This window comes from Roseibium sp. AWQ4_290 (assembly GCF_056160985.1).
The window spans coordinates 101,442-125,447 of the sequence record NZ_JBSWYG010000013.1 but is presented as its reverse complement, the minus strand read 5'-3'; the positions used below and the strand labels follow the sequence as shown (position 1 = coordinate 125,447).

Annotated in this window: 24 protein-coding genes; 12 read left to right on the top strand and 12 right to left on the bottom strand. The window is 59.9% G+C overall.

Annotation, left to right across the window (positions count from 1 at the left end; all coding sequences use genetic code 11):
* The first annotated feature begins 21 nt into the window (after window positions 1–21).
* Entirely contained in the window at window positions 22–1,284 is a 1,263-nt protein-coding gene (locus ACXAH0_RS14675; RefSeq protein WP_475192399.1) for a hypothetical protein, read from the top strand.
* Window positions 1,285–1,545: 261 nt separating this feature from the next.
* Here the strand turns inward: ACXAH0_RS14675 and ACXAH0_RS14670 are convergent, their stop codons facing one another.
* The gene (locus ACXAH0_RS14670) at window positions 1,546–2,445 is read right to left on the bottom strand and encodes a methylated-DNA--[protein]-cysteine S-methyltransferase (protein WP_475186172.1); all 900 of its coding nucleotides are present in this window, start codon (window positions 2,443–2,445) and stop codon (window positions 1,546–1,548) included.
* A 260-nt stretch (window positions 2,446–2,705) separates the two neighbouring features.
* Window positions 2,706–3,149, bottom strand: coding sequence for an Lrp/AsnC family transcriptional regulator (locus ACXAH0_RS14665; protein WP_475187013.1), 444 nt, complete (start codon window positions 3,147–3,149; stop codon window positions 2,706–2,708).
* 128 nt (window positions 3,150–3,277) lie between these two features.
* Between ACXAH0_RS14665 and rocF the strand changes: the two genes are divergently transcribed.
* Window positions 3,278–4,219, top strand: a complete 942-nt coding sequence (gene rocF / locus ACXAH0_RS14660; protein ID WP_475192397.1) for an arginase — start codon at window positions 3,278–3,280, stop codon at window positions 4,217–4,219.
* Between the two features lie 13 nt (window positions 4,220–4,232).
* Window positions 4,233–5,318 carry an ornithine cyclodeaminase gene (locus ACXAH0_RS14655; protein WP_475192395.1) on the top strand — a complete coding sequence of 362 codons (1,086 nt, stop codon included), beginning with the start codon at window positions 4,233–4,235 and terminating at the stop codon, window positions 5,316–5,318.
* A gap of 289 nt (window positions 5,319–5,607) precedes the next feature.
* Here the strand turns inward: ACXAH0_RS14655 and ACXAH0_RS14650 are convergent, their stop codons facing one another.
* The 4 genes from ACXAH0_RS14650 to ACXAH0_RS14635 all read right to left on the bottom strand — a co-directional run bounded on the left by ACXAH0_RS14650 (window position 5,608) and on the right by ACXAH0_RS14635 (window position 10,678).
* Window positions 5,608–7,746 (bottom strand): hypothetical protein, encoded by a 2,139-nt coding sequence (locus ACXAH0_RS14650; protein WP_475192393.1) that lies wholly within the window; start codon window positions 7,744–7,746, stop codon window positions 5,608–5,610.
* Between the two features lie 299 nt (window positions 7,747–8,045).
* Window positions 8,046–8,705, bottom strand: coding sequence for a hypothetical protein (locus tag ACXAH0_RS14645; RefSeq protein ID WP_475192391.1), 660 nt, complete (start codon window positions 8,703–8,705; stop codon window positions 8,046–8,048).
* 312 nt (window positions 8,706–9,017) lie between these two features.
* Window positions 9,018–9,746: an orotidine-5'-phosphate decarboxylase gene (gene pyrF, locus ACXAH0_RS14640; protein ID WP_475192389.1), complete on the bottom strand. Its 729-nt coding sequence runs from the start codon at window positions 9,744–9,746 to the stop codon at window positions 9,018–9,020.
* Between the two features lie 83 nt (window positions 9,747–9,829).
* Entirely contained in the window at window positions 9,830–10,678 is an 849-nt protein-coding gene (locus ACXAH0_RS14635; RefSeq protein WP_475192387.1) for an SDR family NAD(P)-dependent oxidoreductase, read from the bottom strand.
* A gap of 179 nt (window positions 10,679–10,857) precedes the next feature.
* On the opposite strand from ACXAH0_RS14635, the gene hisB reads away from it, so the two are divergent.
* From hisB to coaA, 8 genes are read left to right on the top strand one after another with little or no spacing between them, the layout of a single operon-like run.
* On the top strand, window positions 10,858–11,451 hold the full coding sequence (hisB, locus tag ACXAH0_RS14630; protein ID WP_475192385.1) for an imidazoleglycerol-phosphate dehydratase HisB: 594 nt from the start codon (window positions 10,858–10,860) through the stop codon (window positions 11,449–11,451).
* A gap of 14 nt (window positions 11,452–11,465) precedes the next feature.
* Window positions 11,466–11,969, top strand: a complete 504-nt coding sequence (locus ACXAH0_RS14625) for a DUF2628 domain-containing protein (RefSeq protein WP_475192383.1) — start codon at window positions 11,466–11,468, stop codon at window positions 11,967–11,969.
* Window positions 11,966–12,619 carry an imidazole glycerol phosphate synthase subunit HisH gene (gene hisH / locus ACXAH0_RS14620; RefSeq protein ID WP_475192382.1) on the top strand — a complete coding sequence of 218 codons (654 nt, stop codon included), beginning with the start codon at window positions 11,966–11,968 and terminating at the stop codon, window positions 12,617–12,619. Before ACXAH0_RS14625 ends, hisH begins: the two co-directional genes overlap by 4 nt.
* A gap of 23 nt (window positions 12,620–12,642) precedes the next feature.
* Window positions 12,643–12,933, top strand: a complete 291-nt coding sequence (locus ACXAH0_RS14615) for a DUF1330 domain-containing protein (RefSeq protein WP_475182005.1) — start codon at window positions 12,643–12,645, stop codon at window positions 12,931–12,933.
* A 1-nt stretch (window position 12,934) separates the two neighbouring features.
* A complete protein-coding gene (gene hisA / locus ACXAH0_RS14610) occupies window positions 12,935–13,678 on the top strand; it encodes a 1-(5-phosphoribosyl)-5-[(5-phosphoribosylamino)methylideneamino]imidazole-4-carboxamide isomerase (RefSeq protein ID WP_475192380.1) in 744 nt (247 codons plus the stop codon).
* Window positions 13,675–14,454 carry an imidazole glycerol phosphate synthase subunit HisF gene (hisF, locus tag ACXAH0_RS14605; RefSeq protein ID WP_475192378.1) on the top strand — a complete coding sequence of 260 codons (780 nt, stop codon included), beginning with the start codon at window positions 13,675–13,677 and terminating at the stop codon, window positions 14,452–14,454. Before hisA ends, hisF begins: the two co-directional genes overlap by 4 nt.
* Before the next feature lie 24 nt (window positions 14,455–14,478).
* Window positions 14,479–14,802: a phosphoribosyl-ATP diphosphatase gene (locus ACXAH0_RS14600; protein ID WP_475192376.1), complete on the top strand. Its 324-nt coding sequence runs from the start codon at window positions 14,479–14,481 to the stop codon at window positions 14,800–14,802.
* A gap of 46 nt (window positions 14,803–14,848) precedes the next feature.
* Window positions 14,849–15,814 carry a type I pantothenate kinase gene (gene coaA, locus ACXAH0_RS14595; RefSeq protein WP_475181990.1) on the top strand — a complete coding sequence of 322 codons (966 nt, stop codon included), beginning with the start codon at window positions 14,849–14,851 and terminating at the stop codon, window positions 15,812–15,814.
* Window positions 15,815–15,955: 141 nt separating this feature from the next.
* On the opposite strand, the gene ACXAH0_RS14590 is transcribed toward coaA, so the two are convergent.
* The 4 genes from ACXAH0_RS14590 to ACXAH0_RS14575 all read right to left on the bottom strand — a co-directional run bounded on the left by ACXAH0_RS14590 (window position 15,956) and on the right by ACXAH0_RS14575 (window position 21,892).
* Window positions 15,956–17,644 carry a methyl-accepting chemotaxis protein gene (locus ACXAH0_RS14590; protein WP_475192374.1) on the bottom strand — a complete coding sequence of 563 codons (1,689 nt, stop codon included), beginning with the start codon at window positions 17,642–17,644 and terminating at the stop codon, window positions 15,956–15,958.
* Window positions 17,645–17,817: 173 nt separating this feature from the next.
* Complete coding sequence (locus tag ACXAH0_RS14585) at window positions 17,818–19,644, bottom strand: VHL beta domain-containing protein (RefSeq protein ID WP_475192372.1); 1,827 nt, start codon at window positions 19,642–19,644, stop codon at window positions 17,818–17,820.
* Window positions 19,645–19,905: 261 nt separating this feature from the next.
* Complete coding sequence (locus ACXAH0_RS14580; RefSeq protein ID WP_475181983.1) at window positions 19,906–20,451, bottom strand: ActR/PrrA/RegA family redox response regulator transcription factor; 546 nt, start codon at window positions 20,449–20,451, stop codon at window positions 19,906–19,908.
* A gap of 91 nt (window positions 20,452–20,542) precedes the next feature.
* Complete coding sequence (locus ACXAH0_RS14575) at window positions 20,543–21,892, bottom strand: ActS/PrrB/RegB family redox-sensitive histidine kinase (protein ID WP_475192370.1); 1,350 nt, start codon at window positions 21,890–21,892, stop codon at window positions 20,543–20,545.
* A gap of 176 nt (window positions 21,893–22,068) precedes the next feature.
* Here ACXAH0_RS14575 and secB point away from each other — a divergent pair, with 176 nt between their 5' ends.
* Window positions 22,069–22,557 (top strand): protein-export chaperone SecB, encoded by a 489-nt coding sequence (secB, locus tag ACXAH0_RS14570; protein WP_475181974.1) that lies wholly within the window; start codon window positions 22,069–22,071, stop codon window positions 22,555–22,557.
* 194 nt (window positions 22,558–22,751) lie between these two features.
* Here the strand turns inward: secB and ACXAH0_RS14565 are convergent, their stop codons facing one another.
* Together ACXAH0_RS14565 and ACXAH0_RS14560 are read right to left on the bottom strand one after the other, a co-directional pair.
* The gene (locus tag ACXAH0_RS14565) at window positions 22,752–23,159 is read right to left on the bottom strand and encodes a carboxymuconolactone decarboxylase family protein (protein WP_475192368.1); all 408 of its coding nucleotides are present in this window, start codon (window positions 23,157–23,159) and stop codon (window positions 22,752–22,754) included.
* A 31-nt stretch (window positions 23,160–23,190) separates the two neighbouring features.
* On the bottom strand, window positions 23,191–23,994 hold the full coding sequence (locus ACXAH0_RS14560; protein WP_475192366.1) for a HesA/MoeB/ThiF family protein: 804 nt from the start codon (window positions 23,992–23,994) through the stop codon (window positions 23,191–23,193).
* Between the last annotated feature and the right edge of the window lie 12 nt (window positions 23,995–24,006).

Sequence of the window (24,006 nt, the reverse complement as noted above, 5' to 3'; positions counted from 1 at the left end):
CCAGTCTCAGGAGCCCAGTTGATGCGTAGCAAATGCACCGTTTTTCTGACCGCAACCGCCTTTCAGGCCGCTTTGGTCTTCTCCGCCGCACCGGCCTTTTCCCTGTCAGAACAATATGAAACGCCGCCGGAACAGGACCCGGCAGTCGTGTTGGAAGGCAAGGAAAACGGCCCCGGCTATGCGGTGCTTTCACCGGTGCGCAGCGATGGGTTCTTGCGCATCTACCAGCTTCAGACCGACCAGGGCGTCCAGCAGGTGGAAGGCGATGGTCTTTTGAAGCTCAGGCTGTCCGAACTCAAGGTTCTGATCGCTCTGGAAAGCCTTAAAAATGACGCCAGCTTCGTCGATGGGCTCAAGCAGGCGGCCATGAAGCCTGTGGAATTCGTGGAAAGCACGGTGACCGATCCGGTCGGCACGGCGAAAAGCACCGTCTCCGGAGTTGGGCGCATGTTTGGCCGTCTGACCAAGGGCGTGGAAGAGGCGGTCTCCGGCAAAGCGGGCTCTCCGGCGCAGCTGGCCAAATCGATCACTGGTCAGGCCCGGGCCGAACGGGAGCTGGCCTTTGATCTCGGTGTCGATCCTTACACCTTCTATAAACCCCTGTCGGACAAGCTGAACGAAACCGCCAGCGTGACAACGGCCGGAAACTGGACGGTCAGTGCCATCACTGCGCTTTTGCCCGGGGGCATGATTGTCTCTGCCGCCCGACAGGCGGATAATTTCAGAACCGTGATCGTCGACAGCACACCTGCGGAACTCAAGGAGCGCACGGCGGCAGCCTTCCGTGCGGCCGGAGTTTCGGAGGCGACCATTGCCCGGCTTGCGGCCAATCCCAACTATACGGCCTCGGAAAAAGCGGCGATTGCCTATCAGCTTCAGGCCATGACCAACGTCCAGGATCTGGATCTGATCGCCTCCAAGGCGGCGGAGGCCCAAAGCCGGGATCTGGCCTATTTCCAGCTGCGCCGGGTGGTGCTTCTGGAAACCTATCACCGCACGATTGCCGGCCTGTCCCAGATCCGGGAGGTCAATGGCATTCCGGTGGCCCTGCGCCGGGATGGCCTGGCCGCCATTGTACTGCCGCTGGATCTGGTGGCCTGGACGGAAACCGCCGCCCAAACCTTTTCATCTCTCCATGAAGGCATGGGGGGGCTGCCCTTTCCGCCGACCGGGGTCGATTTCCTGATTACGGGCGATCTGACCCCCATGGCCGCCGAGCGGCTGGCTTCCTTCGGCTGGGACATTACCGGCGACTTTCCCATGCCCGAAGGGCCGGTGCATTGATCCGGTCTGGCAACGGGTGAGCCTGAAGGTCTTCATGTCCGCAGCCAAGCGGCTTTCGGCCCCTAGGTCGTTGACTTTGCAATTTTTTTCCAGAAGACGGGTCATTAAAATCGATGGGGACATTCCTTCAGAACCGTCCCATGAAACCCGCCGCCGGGTGCGCGAAACCTGGCTGCGGGCGGAAGGGTTAGGGATGGGGGTAAACGGCATAGCCGTTTCCGGATGAGCGTCTGTTTTCCTGGCAGCGTTGCGCCAGAGCCTCTAAAGGCTCTCCAGCACCGGACCGGTGAGACCGGTTTCCCAGCCGAGGATGGCGCGTTTGCGGGTGAGACCCCAGTGGTAGCCGCCGAGGGTGCCGCCCTTGGCCAGCACCCGGTGGCAGGGCACGACGAAGGAGATCGGGTTGCGGCCCACCGCCGAGCCTACGGCCCGGGAGGCTTTCGGGTTGCCAAGCGAGGCGGCGACCTGAGAGTAGGTTGCCGCTTGACCCATGGGGATCTTCAGCAAGGTCCGCCAGACCCGGATCTCAAAATCCGTGCCGATCATGACAATGTTCAAGGGCTGGTCCTGCCGCCATTGGCCCGGGTCAAACACCCGGCTTGCATAGGCGGCGGTTGCCGCAGGGTCCTCTTCAAACCCGGCCGCAGGCCAGCGGCCACACATATCGGCCAGCGCCTGGTCTTCTTCCCCCGGATCGGCAAAGCCGAGACCGGCGAGCCCCTTGTCTGTTGCCATGATCAGCACCTGGCCAAAGGGAGACGGGTGAAACCCATAGGCAATCCTGAGCCCCTTGCCCCGGGCGCGGTAGTCCCCCGGTGTCATCGCTTCATGGGTGAGGAAGAGATCATGCAGGCGTGAGGACCCGGACAGCCCCACCTCATAGGAGGTGTCCAGAACGCTGGCGGTGTCGCGCAGCAGGGCCTTGGCATGATCCAGCGTGATGGCCTGCAGAAACTGTTTCGGCGTCAGCCCGGCCCAGCGGGCAAAGACCCGCTGCAGCTGGATGGGCTGCAATCCGGCGTCCCGCGCCAGTTCCTCCAAGGAAGGCTGCGCCCGCCAGTCGCCGGTGATCCGCTGCAGGGTTTTCCGGACAATGTCGTAGTTTTCCGCGGCCTCCGTGCCAACAGCAACCGGTTCCGGCGGGCTGGTGAGACGGCTAATACCAACCTCAAACACGGCCTCGGTGGCCTGCTCCGGCCCGCCGGACTGCGTTGCGCCGCTTGAACGGCCAAAAAGGCCGTCCTGCGCAACGCGCCTTGCCGGCCAATCCGGACCAGCGCCATCAGATGGGTTTCTATCTAGTGAGGTTGGTATTAGATCCAGTGCCTTTGTCATTTGGGCCACCTTGTGTTCGTGTTGGCCAAGTCTAGGCGCTCTCGGCGGACCAGGCGACCCGTTTTGCGAGGCAAAGGTCCCTGCCCTCAAGCGTTGGGAACCACCGCCGGGCCCTTGCGGGTCGTAAGCAGAAGATTGGTTTCCGATCCGGTGATGCCGTCAATCAGCCGCAGGCGGTTCAGCGCATCGTCAAAAGCGGTCAGGTCGCGGGTCGCAATCTCCAGAACAAGATCCCACTTGCCATTGGTGGAATGGATGGCGCGCACCTCGGTCATGGCGCTCAAGGCGCGGATGACCGGGTCCGTGTTGTGCCCGGCCACCACCACCAGCGTGATGGCCCGGATAGGCAGGTCCCGCCAATCGTCCCGTAAGACGGCGGTAAAGCCGAGAATCTCGCCAGTCTCGCTCAGCTTTTCCATGCGCGCACGCACGGTGGCGCGGGAGACGGAGAGGTCAGTTGCCAAATCGGAAACGGACCGCCGCCCGTCATGGCGCAGAAGCGCGATTAATCGCAGGTCCAGATCGTCCATTGTCTCATTTTGCCAAATTCAACATATCAAAATGATAAAAAGAGCTGCACATTTGATCAAGTGGCCGGATTTACTCCGCCGCGCCGGTCCGGCACGCTTGAAACAGGTGACAGCGGGCGGAGCAGGCAATGGCACCACAGACACAACAGATCGTGCTGGTCGGGGCGCCGGTGGATGAAGGGGCAGGCCAGAAAGGCTGCCTGATGGGCCCCGATGCGGTCCGCACGGCGGGCCTTGCCACCCAGCTTGAGGCCCTTGGCCACAGGGTTGAGGATCTCGGCAATCTGCGGCCGGCCGATGTGGGCAGCCTTGAAGCGCCAAGGCCGGGCCTGAAGAATTTCAAGGCCTATGCGGGCTGGGCCCGCACGCTCCATGCCAAGGCGGCAGAGCTGGGCACACGGCCGGTCTTTCCAATCTATCTGGGCGGCGATCACGCCATGGCCGCCGGAACAGTGTCCGGCCACGCCCGGGCGGCCGCAAGTCTGGGCCGCCCGCTCTTCGTGCTCTGGCTGGACGCCCATTCGGATTTTCACACATTTGACAGCACCGGCAGCGGCAATCTGCACGGCACTCCCCTCGCCTTTGCCTGCGGTCTGCCCGGGTTTGAAACCGTGCTTGGCGCCCGGCTGGAAACACCGGTCGCGCCGCAGAATGTGGAGATATTCGGGGTCCGGTCCATTGATGCGGCCGAACGGGACTTGCTGCTGGGCCACGGGGTTGGCGTCAGCGACATGCGCCGGATTGACGAAAGCGGCATTGCCGCCCTGCTCGCGCCGTTCCTTGCCCGGGTGGCGGCGGCCGGCGGCCTGCTTCATGTCAGTCTGGATGTGGATTTTCTCGATCCCGAAATTGCCCCGGCCGTGGGCACCACGGTGCCAGGCGGCGCCAGTTTCCGCGAGGCCCATCTGGTCATGGAAATGCTCCATGACAGCGCGCTGGTCACGTCGCTGGATCTGGTCGAACTCAATCCGTTTCTCGATGAGCGCGGCAAGACCGCCCGGCTGATGGTGGATCTCACCGGCAGCCTGTTCGGCCGCCGGGTGTTCGACCGCCCCACACACAGTTTCTAAAGGAGGAAGGCACATGACGATTGCCCGGTTTAACGCAGAGCCCTCGGATCTGGCCTATGTGCCCTTTGTCAGCGTCGACAACATGATGCGCACCATCCGCACGGTGGGCATTGAAAAGATGCTGGTCGGCCTTGCCGGTTATATCGAGCAGGATTTCCTGCGCTGGGAGCGGTTCGACAAGAAGCCGCGCATTCCCGCCCATGCGCCCCAGGGGGTGATCGAGCTGATGCCGACCGATGACGGGGAAACCTTCGGCTTCAAATATGTGAATGGCCACCCGCAAAACACCCGCGACGGGCGCCAGACCGTGACCGGGTTCGGGGTCCTGTCGGAGCTTGCCACCGGCTATCCGGTGCTTTTTACCGAAATGACCATTCTGACGGCCCTGCGCACGGCGGCGACATCGGCTCTGGCGGCAAAATACCTGGCGCCGAAGGGCGCGAAGACCATGGCCATCATCGGCAATGGCGCCCAGTCCGACTTCCAGTGCCTGGCCTTCAAGGAGGTTCTGGGGATCACCGAGATCCGGGCCTATGACATTGACCCGGAGGCGAGCCTGCGCCTGTCGCGCAATCTGGCCCGGTCCGGCCTGAACCTCACCATCTGCAAGACCCCGGAAGATGCCATTGAAGGTGCGGAGGTGATCACCACGGTGACCGCCGACAAAAAATGCGCCACCATCTTGAGCGACAACATGGTCGGCGCCGGGGTTCATATCAACGCAGTCGGCGGGGATTGCCCCGGCAAGACGGAACTGCACCGGGACATTCTGCTGCGGTCCGCCCTTTTTGTTGAATTTCCCGAGCAGACGCGCATTGAAGGCGAGTTGCAGCAGCTTGCCCCGGATCATCCGGTGACAGAGCTGTGGCAGGTCTATGCGGGCAAGGCCCCGGGCCGCAGCTCCAGGGACCAGATCACCCTCTTCGACAGTGTCGGCTTTGCCATCGAGGATTTTGCGGCCCTGCGCTACATCCGCGATCTTCTGCCGCAAACGGGCCATTTTGAAAAGCTGGACCTTCTGGCAGACCCGGACGACCCGCGCGATCTTTACGGCATGGTCCTGCGCTCTGCCGCCAATGGGGATGACCGGGCAGCCTGACGGCCGTGTCCAGCACACGGCACAATCCGCCCCTCGCAGTGTCCCAGTTGAGGCTCCACAGAGTGTCGTCTTGCAAGTCCTTGATTTTGCCGGCGCGGAATTTGCCGCTAACAATCACTCGTTCACCTGATACGGCAAAGGTCCGCTAAGCGGAGATTCGAGACATTCACTTTAAAGTGCCAAAGGTCTCAATCGGGCGGGGAGTGTGAATTCGCTGCCGTGCGGCAAGAACCTGTGGGCAACGCGAAAGCGGACATTTGCAATGTCCCAGCCAAAACAATCACTTTCGTCAATTATGAAGATTGTCGTCAACATTAGTCAGTAGATCCTCGGCGGACGCATCAGCAACCTCTTCCACACCAAAACGGTCTCCCTTCCATGTGACCGAAAAGCGATTGACTTTTGCATCCAACATGCGCCGTCTGGCTTCGCTCCTTAGCGCTGCAAGTGCTTTCTTGGGCTCAGTCGTTACTCCAATCAAACCGCTTCCAGTTATCGTTAGGTAAGCCAACGGACCGGTCACCGCCACTGCAATTCCAATACTAAGAGGCGTTTGGGATAATGCCACAGGCACACATGAAGCTAAGGCAAGTAATGAGGCTAATATTCGCCGCCAATTGTTTTTGGAGACAAGGTCCTTAGCAACATCCTTTGCGAGAGCGACTACGGCGGCGCGATCTTCTGCAAGACTCTTCCGCAGTTTCTCTTCCACCGACTTTGCTTCGCTTTGAGCTATTTCTAATTGGCCGCGAAGCTTTTTCGCCTTTTCGCCTCCACGCTGTTTCTCTTCTAGGACTGCCTGTTGTGCTTTTTCGCGTTCTTCCTCAAGATGCGGATGCAGCATCTCCGTCAACAGAACAGACAGGTTTTGCTCCGTAACTACGCTCGCGGCCCCAAGTGTCTTATCCATCAGCATCTGTGTGCTTCTGTCTTGCTGAATAAGTATGTCCAACTGACGCACCTTTTCTTCGTCATGTAGAGCGTCAGTAAGCCTCTTGACCGCTTCTACAACTCCTCCTCGGACCGCAAGCACACGTTCGCAATTTGCTAGAAGCATCCGCTTTGGTATTTCCAGTTCACTTGCGCCGAGGCCCGTTCTCAGCCACATTGCCGCCGCCAAGACCCGGCGATGGACAACGGGCGGTACTTGAGTTCGTCCAACAAGCCCCATATCTAGACAAACTCGGCGCACAACCTGTGCCAATAGACCGTTTCGCGTCATCACAACAAATCGAGAGCGGAATATGTCGCTATCGAACCTTCCGAGACGCTGGCGCATTACGAAGGTTGTGATGTCAGCGTCATGAGCGCGAGCATTCATGTTTTGTTGAAAATTTTGCGCCGCAAAAATCTCTTCCCGCTGCTCCGCTGTGAAATGCCGATGTTCAGAAGGAGTCTGTTCAAGTGTTCTATAGACCACTACAACACCTTGTTCTTCTAGAAACGGTGCCGGATTTGCAGCTACTTGCGCAACGAAATCCCTGAGAACTTCACCCCGAGCGAGTGCTTGCGCAGTAGGTCCTGTAGGTCGTGGGTTCTGAAGCACAGCCTTTAAAGCAGCACCCATTTCATCCAGACTCTGCGAAAAAATCCTTGTTTTCCCACCAATGCGTTGAAGTTCTTGGATTACTGGAACAGTGTTTTCCCGGGCTGCTCGACCGGAGACCCCCAACATCTCCATTGCGATCGGCGCGTCCAAATAGACAACAAGGTCAGTTTCATCGACGGCATCGGACGGCCGCACAAAGTCTTGTACAACCTCTGTTAGCAAACCGATTGATGCGATACCCGCCAACGTTTCTGCAGCCGTACCACCTTGCTCAATTTCATGTTGAACGAACCTTGCACAAAGAAACTTTTGCTCGTCATCCAGGGATGTTGTGTTTGGCACCTCCACGATTTGCCGCAACGTACCGGAACCGTCAGTCCTAACAGACTGTCTAAAATCAATACTATCCTCACTGTAGGCTTCGACGTAGATGAGCCACTCGATGAGCATGTCTTCATATTCTTCGACTTCGAGCGGTATTGCCGTAAGTGGAGAAAGCTCCTTTGCAAAACTACGAAAGCGTTCGGCAATTTCTCTGAGATGTTCGCTTGCTGTCTTCTCGCTTTCAGTTTCTGGAATTTCTTCTGGTATTGAAACTACATAGGATTGAGATTGCCCTTGGGGCTCCGAGGCAGTTAGCCAACCGGCTTCTTCTAACCTTGGAACAAAAACTTCGACTACATCAGTGTTGAAGTTCCATTTGTATGCAGCCCGCACAGAGGACGCAAATTCCTCAGGATCAAATCGTTTCCCGTTACATTCGCTAAGCACGGGTTCGAAGAAAGGCAAAAGCCTTGTCAAAACATCCGACGAACCATCGCCTAGAGCGGAAAGAGCGCCGTAAATTCTTACGGCTGACCGTGAAAGAGGTTTAGCCACAGCAACACCACTAAAAATTGTCAGGGGGTATGTTAAACGGAACGCTATATATGGTCCAGATGATCCTTCATGGCGACAGCGCAAGCATGAACAGTCACCAAAGTTGAGTGCCATATCGCAAACGAGTTCTCAAATCCCACTGACTTGGCGCTGTAGAAACATAGATTTCCCACTCGCTGCGAACGGCAGCTATAACAGGGAGCATCGTAGCATTTCGATAACGTGATGAAAGGCAGCTACGGGCCGAGAGCGGTCACCAGAACTATTTCGCCCGTACGGCAGGTTGGGGCCGTTCCAAATCAAGCTTTTCTGCTCGTTGTGTCTCTTCTGATCTTTCCTGCTTGAATCCCAAGTGTCAGGGCAAACAAAACTTGGATCCAAAAGGACGCTTGGCCGCCAAAAAAGTAGTCGTAGAGAGTTTTTGAGTTGCTCAGTTCGGCATGCTTGGCAGCCAGTTCGAGATAGGAAGCCAAGTTGGAGCACATGCCAATATCTTCCGCACCATCGTAGCAGATGTTCATATATAGACCTGAGGCAGCCTCATGCTCTTCGGTCGGAGAATACGTTTGCATTCTATGTTGGCCGACAAAGTGAGCTGCGCGACACGAAGACTCGCAGGTTGTGCCGACTATCGTTGGATGAGTTCGAAAACACGCTGGCGGCGTATCATTGGTTTGGTTCAAAACGTCATCCCACCAAACCCCGCAGGAATTCATCACCCATTCCGTGCGATAGTTGAGACTGGACTTGGCGGACAGGGAAGCAGCTGCAGCGTCAGAAATCGCCTGTTGCTTCCGGGATGCAGTTATGTCGGCAACCGCTGCAGCAATACCGACCAATGCAACTGACAAAAGTATGTACTCTGTAACCTCCCAAAATCGATCCGAGCGCTTTGACAACAAGAAAACCGAGGCCAACGAAGTCGCGAGAAAAACAAGGAAGACGATTAATAGCTGCATGAAGAACCCTCGGCATTCGCTCCGATAGTGCCACAATGCGTATGAATTGGTAGGTCAATGTCCGCTCTGGAGAAGCTGCGACGCAGTATCGACTACTTCGTTGGACTTCTCCTAAGGGCTGAGAGCCACAGACCTAGCCGGAAGCTGGCACCGAAGGAAGGGCTCGAAGGAAACATCTTCCGCAAGGCAGAAATTCCAAGACTTGAGAGACGATCCTGCCCGCTAGCGGAAACCACCCAAAATACGCCGAAAAACCGGCAGGCTCAAAAAAGATCTGAACGGGAAACAAACGCGCCGCAGACGCTATGCGCCTTATGCCAGTGCCGCTTCGATTTCCGCCACCACAGCATCCGCCGCTGCACCCGGGTCTGCCGCCTGGCTGATCGGGCGGCCGACCACCAGATAGTCGCTGCCGGCGCGGATGGCCTTTTCCGGGGTCATGACCCGGCGCTGGTCGTCTGCCGCGCTGCCTGAAGGGCGGATGCCGGGCGTGACGATGACCAGATCCTCCCCCAGGACCGTGCGCATCCTGGTGGCTTCCGTCGCGGCACAGACGATGCCGCCCATGCCGGCGGCGCGGGCATCCCGGGCCCTCGCCTCGACCAGATCGGCCAGCGGGCCGCGATAGCCTGCGGCCGCGAGGTCATCTTCATCCATGGAGGTCAGCACCGTGACGCCTAAAAGGCACAGGCCGGGATTGCCCTCTTCCGCCAGCCCCCGGACGGCGGCCCGCATGGTTTTCGGATAGCCGTGCAGGGTCATGAAGGTCATGCCCATCCTGGCCACGTTCCGGACGGCCTTGGCAATCGTGTTGTCGATATCGTGCAGTTTGACGTCCAGAAAGATCTTCTTGCCGTCGGCGGCCAGATCCCGGGCAAATTCCAGTCCGCCTGCAAATTGCAGTTCCATGCCGATCTTGTAGACGCCCACCTTGCCCTCCGTCTGGCGGACAAGCTGCTCGGCCTCCTTCAGGGTCGGAACATCGACAGGCAGCATGAGGCGGTCCCGCGCGGTTTTCGGGGCAAACGGGCTGGTCGGCATGAGGGAGCAGGCTCCTTGTCAGGATGTTCGGAAGGCGCCCTTTGCATATCATCCTGCCTGCGTCGTGGCCAGAGCAGGCCGGATCAGGAGGCCCCGGTTTTTTCAAAGACCGCAAAGGCGTCCTTGTGGTCCGGATGCCAGCGGGACAGGGCGGGCCGGTTTTCAATGATGTCGCCGATGGCCCATTCCGCCCGGCGCCGGTCCCGGGTGCTGTCGACATCATTGTCCGGGCACAGGATATAGAAATCTCCCTCCGCCATCCGGCCGATAAAATAGTCGACGGTCTGCTCACTGGTCCAGGCGGCGGCGGGTTTTTCGGCAAAATGCGCGGCGGTCATGCCGGTATAGGTGAAGCCGGGCACAAACAGATGCACGGAGATGGGGGCACCGGCCTCGCGCAATTCATGGGCCAGCTGTTCGCTGAGCACTTTCACGGCGGCCTTGGAGACATTATAGCCCGGATTGCCGGGCGGGGTGGTGATGCCCTGTTTCGAACCGGTGTTGATGATGACGGAGGGGCGCCCGGCGGCGCGCATGCGCGGGGCAAAGGCCTGAACGCCGCGCAGGACCCCGAAGAAATTGACATCCATCAGGCGGGCCCAGGCGTCAAACCCGTCCAGGCAGGTGGAGGCTTGTCCGATGCCTGCATTGTTCATCAGCACCGCAACCGGACCGGTCTCAAAGGCGCGTTCGGCAAGGGCGTTGACCTGGTCCGTGTCGGAGACATCGGCTGCAACGGCCAGAACGGGGACGTCTGTCCTGGCGGCCTCGCGAACCGTCTTCGCTGCGCTCTCCAGCGCGTCGCCGGGCAGATCCGCAAGGATCACGCCGAGCCCTGCTTCGGCAAACCGGGTTGCGGCGGCCAATCCGACCCCGCTCGCGGCTCCGGTCACCACCGCCAGTCCCCCTTGTGCAACTGCTTGACGATACATCTGCCCTGCCTCCCTTGCCATTGTGGCCACCGGCCATGATACGCCTGGCCCCGGGGTCAGGCAAATTCAGCCCCGTTTGGAGCGCTGTTCTCACCCGGTGCTTTATGTTGCTATTTCATTAGCAGGTTCAGGCTGCTACAACACCGCCGTTCCGCAAGTTTCAGCAAGGACAGCATCCCATGCGCACAGCGAGTGTATCGCGCGACACCAAGGAGACCCGTATCTCCCTCGAGATCAATCTCGATGGAACCGGGGCCTATGACGTCCAGACAGGCGTCGGGTTTTTCGATCACATGCTGGAGCAGCTCGCGCGCCATTCCCTGATCGACATGAAGATCCGCGCCGAGGGCGACACCCATATTGATTTCCATCATACGGTGGAAGACACCGGCATTGCGCTGGGTCAGGCGGTCTCAAAGGCGCTGGGCGGGATGGCGGGCATCACCCGCTATGCCGACACCCATCTTGCCATGGATGAAGCATTGACCCGCTGCGCGCTGGATGTGTCCGGCCGCCCGTTTCTGGTCTGGGATGTGGCCTTTGACCGGGACAAGGTCGGCGATTTCGATACGGAACTCTTTGAGGAGTTTTTCCGCGCCTTTGCCATGAATGCGGGCATCACACTTCATATCGCCACGCTTTACGGGTCCAATTGCCACCATATTGCGGAAACCTGTTTCAAGGCGGTGGCCCGCACCTTGCGCAAGGCCATTGAAATCGATCCGCGCCAGGCGGACCGGGTTCCGACCACAAAGGGCCAGTTGGGCGGCTGAAAGGCGATGGACACATGAGCACCTATGTTGTCATGGCTCCGCCGGAGTTTGACACTCTGGCTGGAGATCCGCGCGAAAGCGACCGGATTGTGTTTGTGCCGGACACGTTTTCCTTTCTGGCCTTTCTGTTCTCGTTCATCTGGCTGCTGGTCCACCGCATGTGGGTGGTCTTTCTTGCCTATCTGGCGGTAACCGTCGGGCTGGAGCTGCTGGCGCTGTCGCTGAACCCGGAGGCGAGCGCGGTCACGGCGTTTTTCGTGTCGCTGCTGTTCGGGTTTGAGGCCCAGGCCCTGCGCCGCTGGTCCCTGGAGCGCAAGGGCTGGCGGGTGATCGGAATTGTCGATGGGGCGAACCGGGCGGAAGCCGAATTGCGCTTCCTCAACAAAGAAGCCGGACAGGATGCGCCGGCAGAGCAACAAGAAGACCGGCAGCCCCGCCGGGTCCGTGAGCCGATTGTCCCGCGCGTGGGCTCGGAACGGGTGGTGGGCCTGACCCTTGGTCCGGAGACAAATCAATGACCATCGCGATTATCGACTACGGCTCGGGCAATCTGCGCTCGGCCGAAAAGGCGTTTGAGCGTGCGGCCCGTGCCCACGCGAAGTCTCCCGACGTGATCGTGACCGCAGACCCGGACCGGGTGCGCAAGGCCGACCGGGTCGTGTTGCCCGGAGTGGGCGCCTTTGCTGATTGCAAGCGTGGCCTTTGGGCGGTTGACGGAATGCCGGATGCCCTCAACGAGGTGGTGCGGCAGCAGGGCAAACCCTTTTTCGGCATCTGCGTCGGCATGCAGCTGATGGCCGAACGGGGGCTGGAATTCGAGACTGTCGAGGGGCTTGGCTGGATCAGCGGCGACGTTTCGGCCATGAAACCGGCGGATGCGTCCTTGAAAATTCCCCATATGGGCTGGAACACCATTGATGTCCGGCCGGAAAGCCACGAAGTGTTCAAGGGGCTGAAAACCGGGCCAGACGGCTTGCACGCCTATTTTGTGCATTCCTACCACTTTGCCTGTGCCCGCGAGGACGACCGGCTGGCCACCTTTGACTATGCCGGCACCTTCACGGCCATGGTGGCGAAAGACAACATGATCGGCACCCAGTTCCACCCGGAAAAGTCCCAGCGGCTGGGCCTGGAACTGATCGCGAATTTTCTAAACTGGGCGCCTTAATACCAAACCGTGGAGAGACGTTTATGAGCAAGGGCTACTGGATTGCGCGGGTGGATGTGCATGATGCGGACAGCTATCCGCAATATGTGTCAACGGCCAAACCGGCTTTCGAGCGGTTTGGCGCCAGGTTCCTGGTGCGCGGCGGCAAGACCAATGCCATTGAAGGCCCGGGCCGGGCCCGCAATGTGGTGATTGAATTTCCGAGCTTCCAGGCTGCAGTCGATTGCTATAACTCCCCCGAATATCAGGACGCAGTAAAAATCCGCCAGAAAGTTGCCGATGGCGAAATCGTCATCGTGGAAGGAATGGACTAACATGATCCTGTTTCCCGCCATCGATCTGAAGGATGGCCAATGTGTGCGCCTGAAACTGGGCGACATGGACCAGGCGACCGTTTTTAATGATGATCCCGGCGCCCAGGCCAAAGCCTTTGAAACCCAAGGCTTTGAATGGCTGCATGTGGTCGATCTGAACGGTGCCTTTGCCGGGGAAAGCGTCAATGGCGCGGCTGTGGATGCCATCCTGGCATCGACCGGCAACCCGGTTCAGCTCGGCGGCGGGATCCGGACCCTGGAGCATATCGAGACCTGGCTGTCAAAGGGCATCACGCGCGTGATCCTCGGCACAGTGGCCGTGCGCGATCCGCAGCTGGTCAAAGACGCCTGCAAAAAATTTCCGGGCAAGATCGCGGTCGGGATCGATGCACGGGGCGGCAAGGTCGCCGTGGAAGGCTGGGCGGAAACCTCCGAGCTGACAGCCGTCGATCTTGCGAAACAATTCGAGGACGCTGGCGTTTCGGCAATCATCTATACGGATATCAACCGGGACGGGGTCCTGAAGGGCCTCAACATCCCGTCGACGCTGGAGCTGGCCCAAGCAGTCTCCATCCCGGTGATCGCCTCCGGCGGCCTGGCTTCGATTGACGATATTCACCGCCTGCTGGAACCGGACTGCGCCATTCTGGAAGGCGCGATTTCGGGCCGGGCGCTCTATGACGGGCGCCTCGATCCGAAGGAAGCGATGGATCTTATTCTGGCGTCCCGGAGCGCTGCGTCATGACCCTGAAAGCCCGTGTCATTCCCTGCCTCGACGTGAAAGACGGCCGTGTCGTCAAGGGCGTCAATTTTGTGGATCTGGTGGATGCCGGTGATCCGGTGGAAGCGGCCAAGGCCTATGATGCTGCCGGGGCTGACGAGCTCTGCTTTCTGGACATTACCGCCAGCCATGAGGGCCGCGACACGATCTATGATGTTGTCCGGCGCACGGCGGAGGCCTGCTTCATGCCGGTCACTGTGGGCGGCGGGGTTCGCACGGTGGAGGATATCCGCAAGTTGCTGATTGCCGGGGCGGACAAGGCGTCCATCAACACGGCAGCGGTGAAAAATCCGGATTTTGTGCGCGAGGCAGCGGAAAAATTCGGCGCCCAGTGCATCGTGGTGTCCATTGATGCCAAGCAGGTCAACGCTCCGGGCACACCGGAAAAATTCGAGATCTTCACCCATGGCGGCCGCAATCCGACCGGGATTGATGCCATTGGGTTTGCCATGAAGGTGGTCGAGCTGGGCGCGGGTGAATTGCTGGTCACTTCCATGGATCGGGACGGCACCAAGGCGGGCTACAATATCGCACTCACCCGGGCAATTGCCGATGCGGTGCGCGTGCCGGTGATCGCGTCCGGCGGAGTCGGCACGCTTGACCACATGGTCGAGGGCGTGCGCGACGGCCATGCAACAGCTGTTCTGGCCGCCTCGATTTTCCACTTTGGGGAATACACCATCCAGGATGCCAAGACACATATGGCCGGCGCGGGTATTCCCATGCGTCTTGATGCCTGACGCCTGCCGGAAGGACATAGCCAAATGACCAAGTTCACTCTGGATGATCTGGATGCCATTATCGCACTCAGAGCGCAAAGCAGCGACGAAAAGTCCTATACGCGCAAACTGGTGGGCCAGGGTGTTGCCAAATGCGCCCAGAAACTGGGGGAAGAGGCGGTCGAGGCGGCGATCGCCGCCGTTCAGAACGACCGGCAAGACCTGACGGCGGAAGCCGCTGATGTCCTTTATCATTTGTTGGTTGTTCTGAAGGTATGCAATGTACCTCTGAAAGATGTCATGGCCGAACTCGGGCGGCGTACGGGACAGACCGGACTTGAGGAAAAGGCGTCCCGGCCTCAGGAGTAGCAATCGGGCGCTGGACGGGAAGAAACTCTGCGGAACACGCAAGACGATGGATCAGAAAGTCGCAACGGCCCTGGACATGGATTTGTCCCCTTACCGGGTGTTCACCGAGCGCCAGTGGTCCCGTTTGCGTGCCGACACGCCCATGACCTTGCGCGAGCACGAGGTTGAGCAGCTTCAGGGCCTGAATGCGCCGGTCTCCATGGAGCAGGTGGAAACTATCTATCTGCCCCTGTCCCGCCTGCTGGCGTTCTATGCGGAAGCCACGATCAGCATTTACCGGGCCACCCAGACCTTTCTCGGCCATCGGGACGGCAAGACCCCCTTTATCATTGGGGTTGCCGGATCCGTCTCCGTCGGCAAATCCACCACCTCCCGCGTGTTGCGCGAACTTCTGGCCCGATGGCCCGCCAGCCCGAAGGTGGATCTGATTACGACCGACGGGTTTCTCTACCCGAACGCGGTTCTGGAAGCCGAAGGCCTGATGTCAAAAAAGGGCTTTCCGGAAAGCTTTGACCGGCCCCGTCTGCTCACGTTCCTGTCGGATATCAAGGCAGGCAAGCGCCATGTGCGCGCGCCGGTCTATTCGCACTTCTATTACGACGTCATGCCCGGTCACACGGTTGCAGTTGACCGGCCGGATATCCTGATTGTCGAAGGCTTGAACGTGCTGCAGGCTCGCGAGCTGCCCAAGGATGGGCGCGCGGTGCCGTTTGTCTCCGATTTCTTTGACTTTTCTGTCTATATCGATGCGGATGAAGACCTGTTGCACCATTGGTATGTGGACCGGTTCATGCGTCTTCGAGAAACCGCCTTCCGGGATCCAGGGTCTTACTTTCACAAATATTCCCGGATCTCGGATGAGGAAGCAGTGGCAACCGCCACCCGGATCTGGTCGGAGATCAATCTGATCAATCTGCGTGAAAACATTCTGCCCACCCGGCCGCGCGCAGATCTTATTCTCACGAAGAATGCCAGCCACCGGATTTCCAAGGTGGCTCTGCGCCGGGTCTGACGGTTCAAAAAAGACTTGAATTGCAGTGCGGGACCTCAGCCATTCCCATTGAGGGTTTTGCAAACCATTCGGCTTGCCGCCTCTTTGGCGAGGAAAAGAGGCCAGTCTCCTTTTGGGAAACCGGCCCCTGGTTTGTTTGCTTTATGCGGCGGAGCGCTTGCGCACCTCTTCCAGGAAATGCGCCACCTGGCCACGCAGCTGGGAGGCGTTGGCCCGCAGCTCCTGGGCCGAAGCATCAACCTTTTCCGCCGTGTCGCGGGTGTTTTCCGCAGCTTCCGCAACACTTTCAATATTGGTGGTCACATCAACCGTGCTGCGCGACGCTTCTGTTGCGTTGGAAGCGATCTCCTGGGTTGCAACACCCTGTTCATCGACAGAGGCCGTGATCGACGAGGCGATCTCGTTCATGTTGTTGATGATCTCGGTGACTGAAGAAATCGCGCTGGCCGCATGGCTGGTTTCTTCCTGGATCGCGCTGATCTGGCTGGAGATCTCTTCCGTTGCCTTGGAGGTCTGGGTGGCCAGTTCCTTCACCTCGGCCGCGACAACGGCAAAGCCCTTGCCGGCTTCCCCTGCCCGTGCCGCCTCGATGGTCGCGTTGAGGGCAAGAAGATTGGTCTGTTCGGCAATCGCCTGAATGAGCGTGACCACTTCCCCGATCCGGCTGGCGGCTTCCGACAGGCCGTTCATGCGCTGATTGGTGGCTCCAGCTTCTTCAGAGGCTTTGGCCGCGATCTCGCTGGAGGTCTGCACTTGACGGCGGATCTCATTGACAGAGGCAGACAGCTCTTCAGCTGCTGCGGCCACCGTTTCCACATTGTGAGCCGCTTGAGAGGAGGCATGGGACACCAGCCCGCTCTGTTCATTGGTGCGTGCCGCAACGCCGGTCATGTCCGAGGAGGCCGACTGGAGGTGCTGGACGGAGCCGTCGATAATGTTGAGCATCTCCATGATTTGCCGGTCGAAATCGCCGCTCAGGGTCTGGATCTCGGCGCCTTTTCGGGCGGCATCTTCCTGGGTTGCGGTTTGCTGCTCTTCCAGGCTGCGCCGTTCGGATTCGTTCTTGACGAAAACCTCCATGGCGGCGGCCATCTGGCCGATCTCATCGCCCCGGTCTGACCCTTCAATGGTAATGTCCGTGTTGCCGTTCGCCAGCGTGCTCATGTTCTCGGTAAGGGCTCTGAGGGGGCGCACGGTCTGGCGCAGGGCAACAATGGCAATGGCGATGGCAACCAGCGCTCCGGCAACCGCCAGCGCAATGATCTTGGCTGCGGTGCTCCAATAGGCCGCATCCAGATCATCCACATAAACGCCTGTGCCAACCATCCAGTTCCAGGGGGCGAACCCGGCGCCCCAGCCATATTTGGAAATGGCAATATCGCTGTTGGCGCGGGGCCAGAAATAAAGCACCGCACCGCCGCCGGTCTGTGCCTTGTTGATCAGCTCCCGGACCATTTCCTTGCCGGTCTTGTCCTTCAGGCCGATCATGTTGGTGCCGTTCAGCGCCGTTTTCGGGTGAACCAGATTGATGCCGCTGAACTCATAGGCAAAGACATAGTTATTGCCTTCAAAGCGGATTGCGCCGATGGCGTCCTTGGCCCGTGCCTGGGCCTCTTCCCGGGTCATCTCACCCATCTGCTCCTTCTTGTAGAAATGGGCGGCAATGGCGACAGCGCTGTTTGAGATGTTCTCAATTTTGGTGATCCGCTCTGCGAACATGGCGGCGTAAAGATTGTTCAGGCTGAGGGCACAGATGGCGACCGTGAACACGAGGATCGTTGCGATGGGTAAGGTGATTTTCCAAGTTATTGGCCAGCGTGAAAAAGACATGGCTAAGTGATTCCCCCAAGGGTTGCAGTCGGGGGATATAACGCTGTAATGATTGATCAAATTCTTAAAGATCTCTAGGAAATCAACACAATTCAATCTTATGAAAAAGAATAAAAACTACCCTTGGAAAAAATACCTAAAGTATTTTTTGTAATCATCTAAATTTAATCGGATTATCGCCTTGCGCAAAACACATCCCTGAGACCGGGCCGCGACCAGGTCGCATTCTGGATCTGGCCCTTCAGGACGTGGCCCTGCGCCTCATAGTGGAAGGTATTCGGGCTGCCGAGACGTTGCAGGGTTACAGTGCCATAGCCCATCTCCGCAACCGTTGCGCTCTGCCCGTCAGGCGAAAAGACCACATTGAGGTCAATTCCTGCAGTGCACAGGTAGTCGGCCACACTGGCCTGGGCGTTCCGTTGCTGGACGGCGGGTTGCCCGCCGCCGCCAACGCTGCCTGGAGGCACTGGCCCGCCCTGGCCGCCCTGGTTGAACTGGTCTCCGCCCTGAAAACTGCCCTGGTTGTTGCCCGGAAAGACACCATTTTGCGCACCGCCCGGGAACCCGCCCTGCGGGGCGAACCCGCCTGCGCCGCCGCCTGTAATGACCACTTCCCGGTAAGGTGACTGGGTCACATAGATCCCCCGGCACTGCCCATTTGCGCCGCGCACGGTCCAGGCATGGGAGACATACGTCTGCTGTTCCAGGATCTGGCCGGGTTCCAGACGGGCATAGGGGCGTTCCCCGCCGCGGTAGTCCACCCAGTGAACTTCGATCGGCTCCTGGCTGGAATTGCGGAACACGATCTGTCCCGGTTGCACGGCCTCAATGGAACGGACGCGGCCGAGTTCGGCGCAGGACAGATCCGAGCCGGGGTCCTCACCGGTGCCGCCAAGGCCCTCTTCGCCGACAATTTGCTGCGGCAGGGCGCAGGTGGCCACAAACAGGCGCACCGGGTTGGCGCTGCCCTTCAGCGAAACCGAATAAGGCGGTAGGCCCTCCACCGAAATGGACAATTCGGATTCCCGGATCATGGCTTCCCAAAGGGGATCCGTCATCTCCACATTGACTTCCGGCAGCGAGACGCCCGCTTCATTGGCGCTGGACGAGCCGAAGGCGTTGAACGTGGCCGCATAGGTTCCTGCGGTGATCTGAACCGTCTGGGGCATGCCCTCTTGCAGCGCGGCCGGGGCCTGCTGGAACAGGATGCGGGCAAAGCCGGACTGCGTGGTGCAGTCGGCACGGAAGTCCCGGTCATCTGTCTGCGGCACGGCATGCTGGATCAGGGAGAGCGAGCCTGCCTGGTTGCCCGGATCGGTCACCCAGCTGCGGCTGTCGGACGGGGCAACAAGACGTGCCTGGCCAGTGCCCGGTCCGGACGCAGCACCGGTCACGGCCGTGTTCGGGCCCGGGGTTGAAATCGGTGTGTTGACCTGTTCAAGCGGTTTCAGGGAGCCGGGATCTTCAGGCGGCTTCACCTCAACGACAGACGGTGACGTCTTGGTGGCTTCTTTCGCCGTCTCTGTCGGCTCGGACGCCGGTTTGGGCAGTTCGGCCGGCCGTGTCTGTGCAGGTGCCGAGCTTGAGGGCCCAGCGGCAACACCGGCTTCCGTGCCCACAACCCGGGCGGCTGCGCCTGGCTTGCCGTCGCTGGACACGTCCACCACCAGGGTACCGCCACTGCACAGATTGGCGTCCCGGTGCAGAACCCGGCTGTTTTCCAGGGTCACTTCCAGTTTCACATCACAGGGCGGCAGCGTGTTGTCGCTGCCCATCGTGTCGATGACCACCCCCTTGTCGTCCCGGCTGATGATGGCCCGGTATTTTTTGTCGACGGTGATGGAACGAATGCCCGGTTCCGGCGGATCCACATTGATGCGCAAGGTTTCCGGGACGGATTGGGCGTGGGCGCCCAGCGACAGAACAGCCAGACCGCAGGCCGCAAACAGGCCGGATTTGAGGAACAGCGCAGTTTCATTGCGGGCAGCCAGAAGCCGCATGAGCAATCTCCGTCGGAGCGCCGGCCTCAACAAGCTGCGCACCGCCTGCCATCTCGACAGGTCCGGGCGCGGCGTTCAGGGCCGGGCAAGACCAGTTTTTCGTGTGAGTTGGGCTTGGGCCCCGGCTGGTGCTTCCGTTCCGCCGGTGCCAGGCCGAATCGCCTCACACGCGTGAATTCCCGATAGGACCTAATTAGGCAAAATGGCGTTGGAAGGGCAAGCCTCCATGCGGCCCGCCCGCGGGAAAGCGGGCTGAAACCGTCAGCGTGGTGCCCGTTTTGCTAGGATACGCTGCAAGGTGCGCCGGTGCATGTTGAGGCGGCGTGCCGTTTCGGAGACATTACGGTCGCACAGCTCATAGACTCGCTGGATGTGTTCCCAGCGCACCCGGTCCGCCGACATGGGGTTTTCCGGCGGCTGGGCCTTGTCTTCCGGCTTGCGCGCCAGGGCGGCGACAATGTCGTCCGGGTCGGCCGGTTTCGCGAGGTAGTCAATGGCCCCGAGCTTCACCGCCGTGACTGCCGTGGCAATGTTGCCATAGCCTGTCAGCACGATGGCGCGCGCATCCGGGCGCTTGGCGTGGATTTTCTCGATGACATCCAGCCCGTTGCCGTCTTCCAGCCGCATATCGACAATTGCATAAGCCGGAGCGTTCTGGGCGATCTTCACTGTGGCATCCTGGACACCATCGGCTGTTTCAGCGGCAAAGCCGCGTTTTTCCATGGCGCGTGCAAGCCGTTGCTGAAACGGCTTGTCATCATCGACGATGAGGAGACTTGTGTCTCCGGAGCCGGTTGAAGGGATCATGTGGTCCGTCATGGCGTCTTACCGTCTGGTCTTCCATTCTTTCGTCAGGCGCCCGATCCATCAGAAGCATCACCCGCCTGTACAGTCAATTTCAGCCGTTATGGGGCGAAAACGATGTTTCGTCCACTCCATTGCTGCTCTCAAAGATTACGCGTGGCCAGCTGATGCGGATCTGCGCACTGTTTTTGGGCGGTGGCTGATTGTCCAGAACCAGCTTTGCCCCGGTGCGCTCCAGCAGGGTCTTGGCAATGAAGATGCCCAGCCCGAGCCCTCCGCCTGTGCCGCCAGAACCACCATGTGCGGATCTGCTGCCGCGCACGGAGACATAGGGGTCTCCGATCCGGCCCAGAATATCGATTGAAAAGCCGGGCCCGTCATCCAGAATAACGATCGACAGGGTGGTCTCGTCCCAGGTGGCGGTCACATCCACCCGTGATCTTGCGAAATCGACCGCATTCTCCACCAGATTGCCGAGCCCGTAGCGGATGGCGGCATTGCGGGTGCCGACCGGTTCTGCGCCCTCCCCGGTCCAGGTGGCATGAATGGCAACGCCAGTGCCCCGGTGCGGGTCGATCACATCCTCGAGCAGTTGTGACACCGGCATCCGCTGGTAGGTCCGGTCCTCTTCGCTGGACAGGCTGGTGAGCTGTTTCAGAATCTCCCGGCACCGTTCCGCCTGGGAGCGGATCAGGGCGACGTCTTCGCCCCTGGCGTCTCCGGTTTCGAACTCGCTGTCCAGCTCCTTCGCGGCGAGATAGATGGTGGCCAGCGGCGTGCCAAGCTCATGCGCGGCAGCGGTGGCCAGCCCGTCCAGGGCATTGAGATGCTGTTCCCGGGCCAGAACCAGTTCGGTGGCCGCCAGGGCATCGGCCAGCTGGCGGGCTTCTTCGGCCACCCGGAACGCATAGACCGCCATGAAACCGAGTGTCAGCACCAGGGCGATCCAGATCCCGGCGGAATATACCACCGGCAGGGCGAAATTCTCCGTATCTGGCCAGGGCAGCGGAAAGTGGAAGACCGCCAGAAAACTGGCGCTGGCCGTGGCCAGAACCCCCAGCATGACCGTATAGCGCGCCGACAGGCCTGTGGCGGAGACCATGACCGGGGCCATCAGGAGAAAGGCGAACGGATTGCCGAGGCCGCCGGTCAAAAACAGGAGCACGCTCATCTGGATAATGTCATAGGCCAGCTGCAGCGCGGCGGCCCGTTCCGACAGGCGCATGGCGGAGGGCCAGCGGATCTTCAAAAAGATGTTGAGCCAGGCGGACAGGGCGACCATGGCAAAGGCGGGGCCGGCGGGCAGGCCATAGCCCAGGCCGACATGCACCAGAAGAAGGGCTGCTGTTTGACCGCCCACCGCAAGCCAGCGCAGCCTGACCAGGGTGTCGAGCTTCAGCCGCCTGTGCGGCAGCGTGATCATCGACGCAGGTTGATCCGTCATGACCTTCTTTTGAAATGGAATCGGCTTGCTGGCAAGGTCATGGCCCTTGTGCCCGCCGTTGGTAGATGTTAGCCAGCCGCTAACACGGCTGTCCGGATCACGCGGGCCGGCGGCCAGCCGGAGGGATTTCAGTACTCTTCATTTCAGATCAGCACCGCGAAACGGAATGAAATACGATGACCGACACAAATGACGGCGGCGCACAGCCGCAGACGGAAGGTGCTGCTGCACCGGGCATGCATATCCTGGGTCAGTACATCAAGGATCTGTCGTTTGAAAACCCGAACGCGCCGCGCTCCCTCCAGCAGGGCGAAGTTCAGCCGAAGCTTGACATCAATGTGAATGTCGGCGCCCAGCAGATGGGTGAGGACCAGTTCGAGGTTGTTCTGACCCTGACGGCCAAGGCTGCCCGTCCCGACATGGTCATGTTCAATGTCGAGCTGGTCTATGCCGGTCTCTTCAAGATCACCGGTGTGCCGCAGGAGCACATGCATCCGTTTGTGATGATCGAATGCCCGCGCATGATCTTCCCCTTCGCCCGCAACATTCTGGCCGAAGCAACCCGCAATGGCAGCTTCCCGCCGCTGATGCTCGATCCGATCGACTTTGCCCAGCTCTACCGCCAGAACATGGCCCAGCAGGCTGGCGACCAGAAGCCGAACTGACGCGCACCAGGCGCATTCAGCTTCAAGGTTCAGCCTTTAGGTAGGCGCTCAAACCCCGTGCCGGTCTCCGGCGCGGGGTTTTGCATTGAAGACCAATTTCAACGGACAGGGACCCTCTGTGCGTCATTCTAGAGAGTGACGTGTAAGAATGTTCCCTGGCCATCCCCAGTCAATCCGATGAAACGGGATTGGCTCTATTGGGCTTCAAATTCTGGATCGACGGGAACCTGAAGCGTGGTCACCAGGGCGTTGGTCATGGAGGCGAGACCGATGATCTGCACCAGTTCGCCATGTTCCTCATCGCTCATGCCTTTCGCCCTGGCGGATGCGGTATGGGAATGCACACAGTAGCTGCAGCCATTGGCAGCCGACACGGCGATATAGATCATCTCGCGGGTTTTCGGGTCGAGCGCGCCGGGCGTGGCCATCACCGTCTTCACCTGTTCCCAGGTGCGTTTCAGGCCGGCAGGGTCATTGGCGAGCGCCCGCCAGACATTGTTGATGAAATCGGAGCCGCGGGTGTGCCGGATATCGTCAAAGACCGCTTTGACGTCCGGCAGGTCTTCTGCCTCCTGATCTGAAATCAGCCGCACCGTAGCCATGGCTATCCTCCTCGTGAGCTTGGTGGTGGGCTCAGGCCTCTTCCAGAAGCGCCGCCCAGCTTTTTGGCGCCTCCCCGTTCAGCGGGTTTTTGGGGGAGCGTTTGTAGCGGACCGTTTCCATCCGGAAGCTGCGCGCGTCGAACATCACCATGCGCCCGGTGAGCCCCTCGCCGGTTCCGGTGATCTCCTTGATCACCTCCATGGCTTGCATGGCGCCGAGGATCCCGGTCAAGGCCCCCAGAACTCCGGCCTCCGCGCAGCTTGGCAGCAGCCCGGCACGGGGTTTTTTCGGAAACAGGCACCGGTAGGTGGGGTTGGGGGCACCATCCGCACCGGTTTCAAAGGGCCTCAAGGTGGTGATGGAGCCGTCGAACTGGCCGACCGCCGCTGTCACCAGCGGCTTCTTGGCAAAGAAGCAGGCGTCAGAAACCAGATAGCGGGTGTCGAAATTGTCGGAGCCGTCCACAACCAGATCATAGCCGGACACAAGGGCGAGCGCATTGTGCCCGGCTATGCGGGTTGGATAGGGCGTGACCTGCACATTTGGGTTCAGCCGGGCGATGGCCTCTGCGGCACTGGCAACTTTCGGCTCGCCAAGCTGGTCGGTATCGTGAATGACTTGCCTCTGCAGATTGGACAGCGACACCGTGTCGTCATCAACAATGCCGAGGGTGCCAACTCCGGCGGCCGCCAGATATTGCAGGACCGGTGCCCCAAGGCCGCCAGCGCCAATCACCAGCACCTTGGCCGCTTTCAGTTTCTGCTGCCCGGCCCCGCCAATCTCATGCATGACGATGTGGCGGGCGTAGCGTTCAAGTTCTGCGGAGGAAAGCATCTGGGGTCCTGC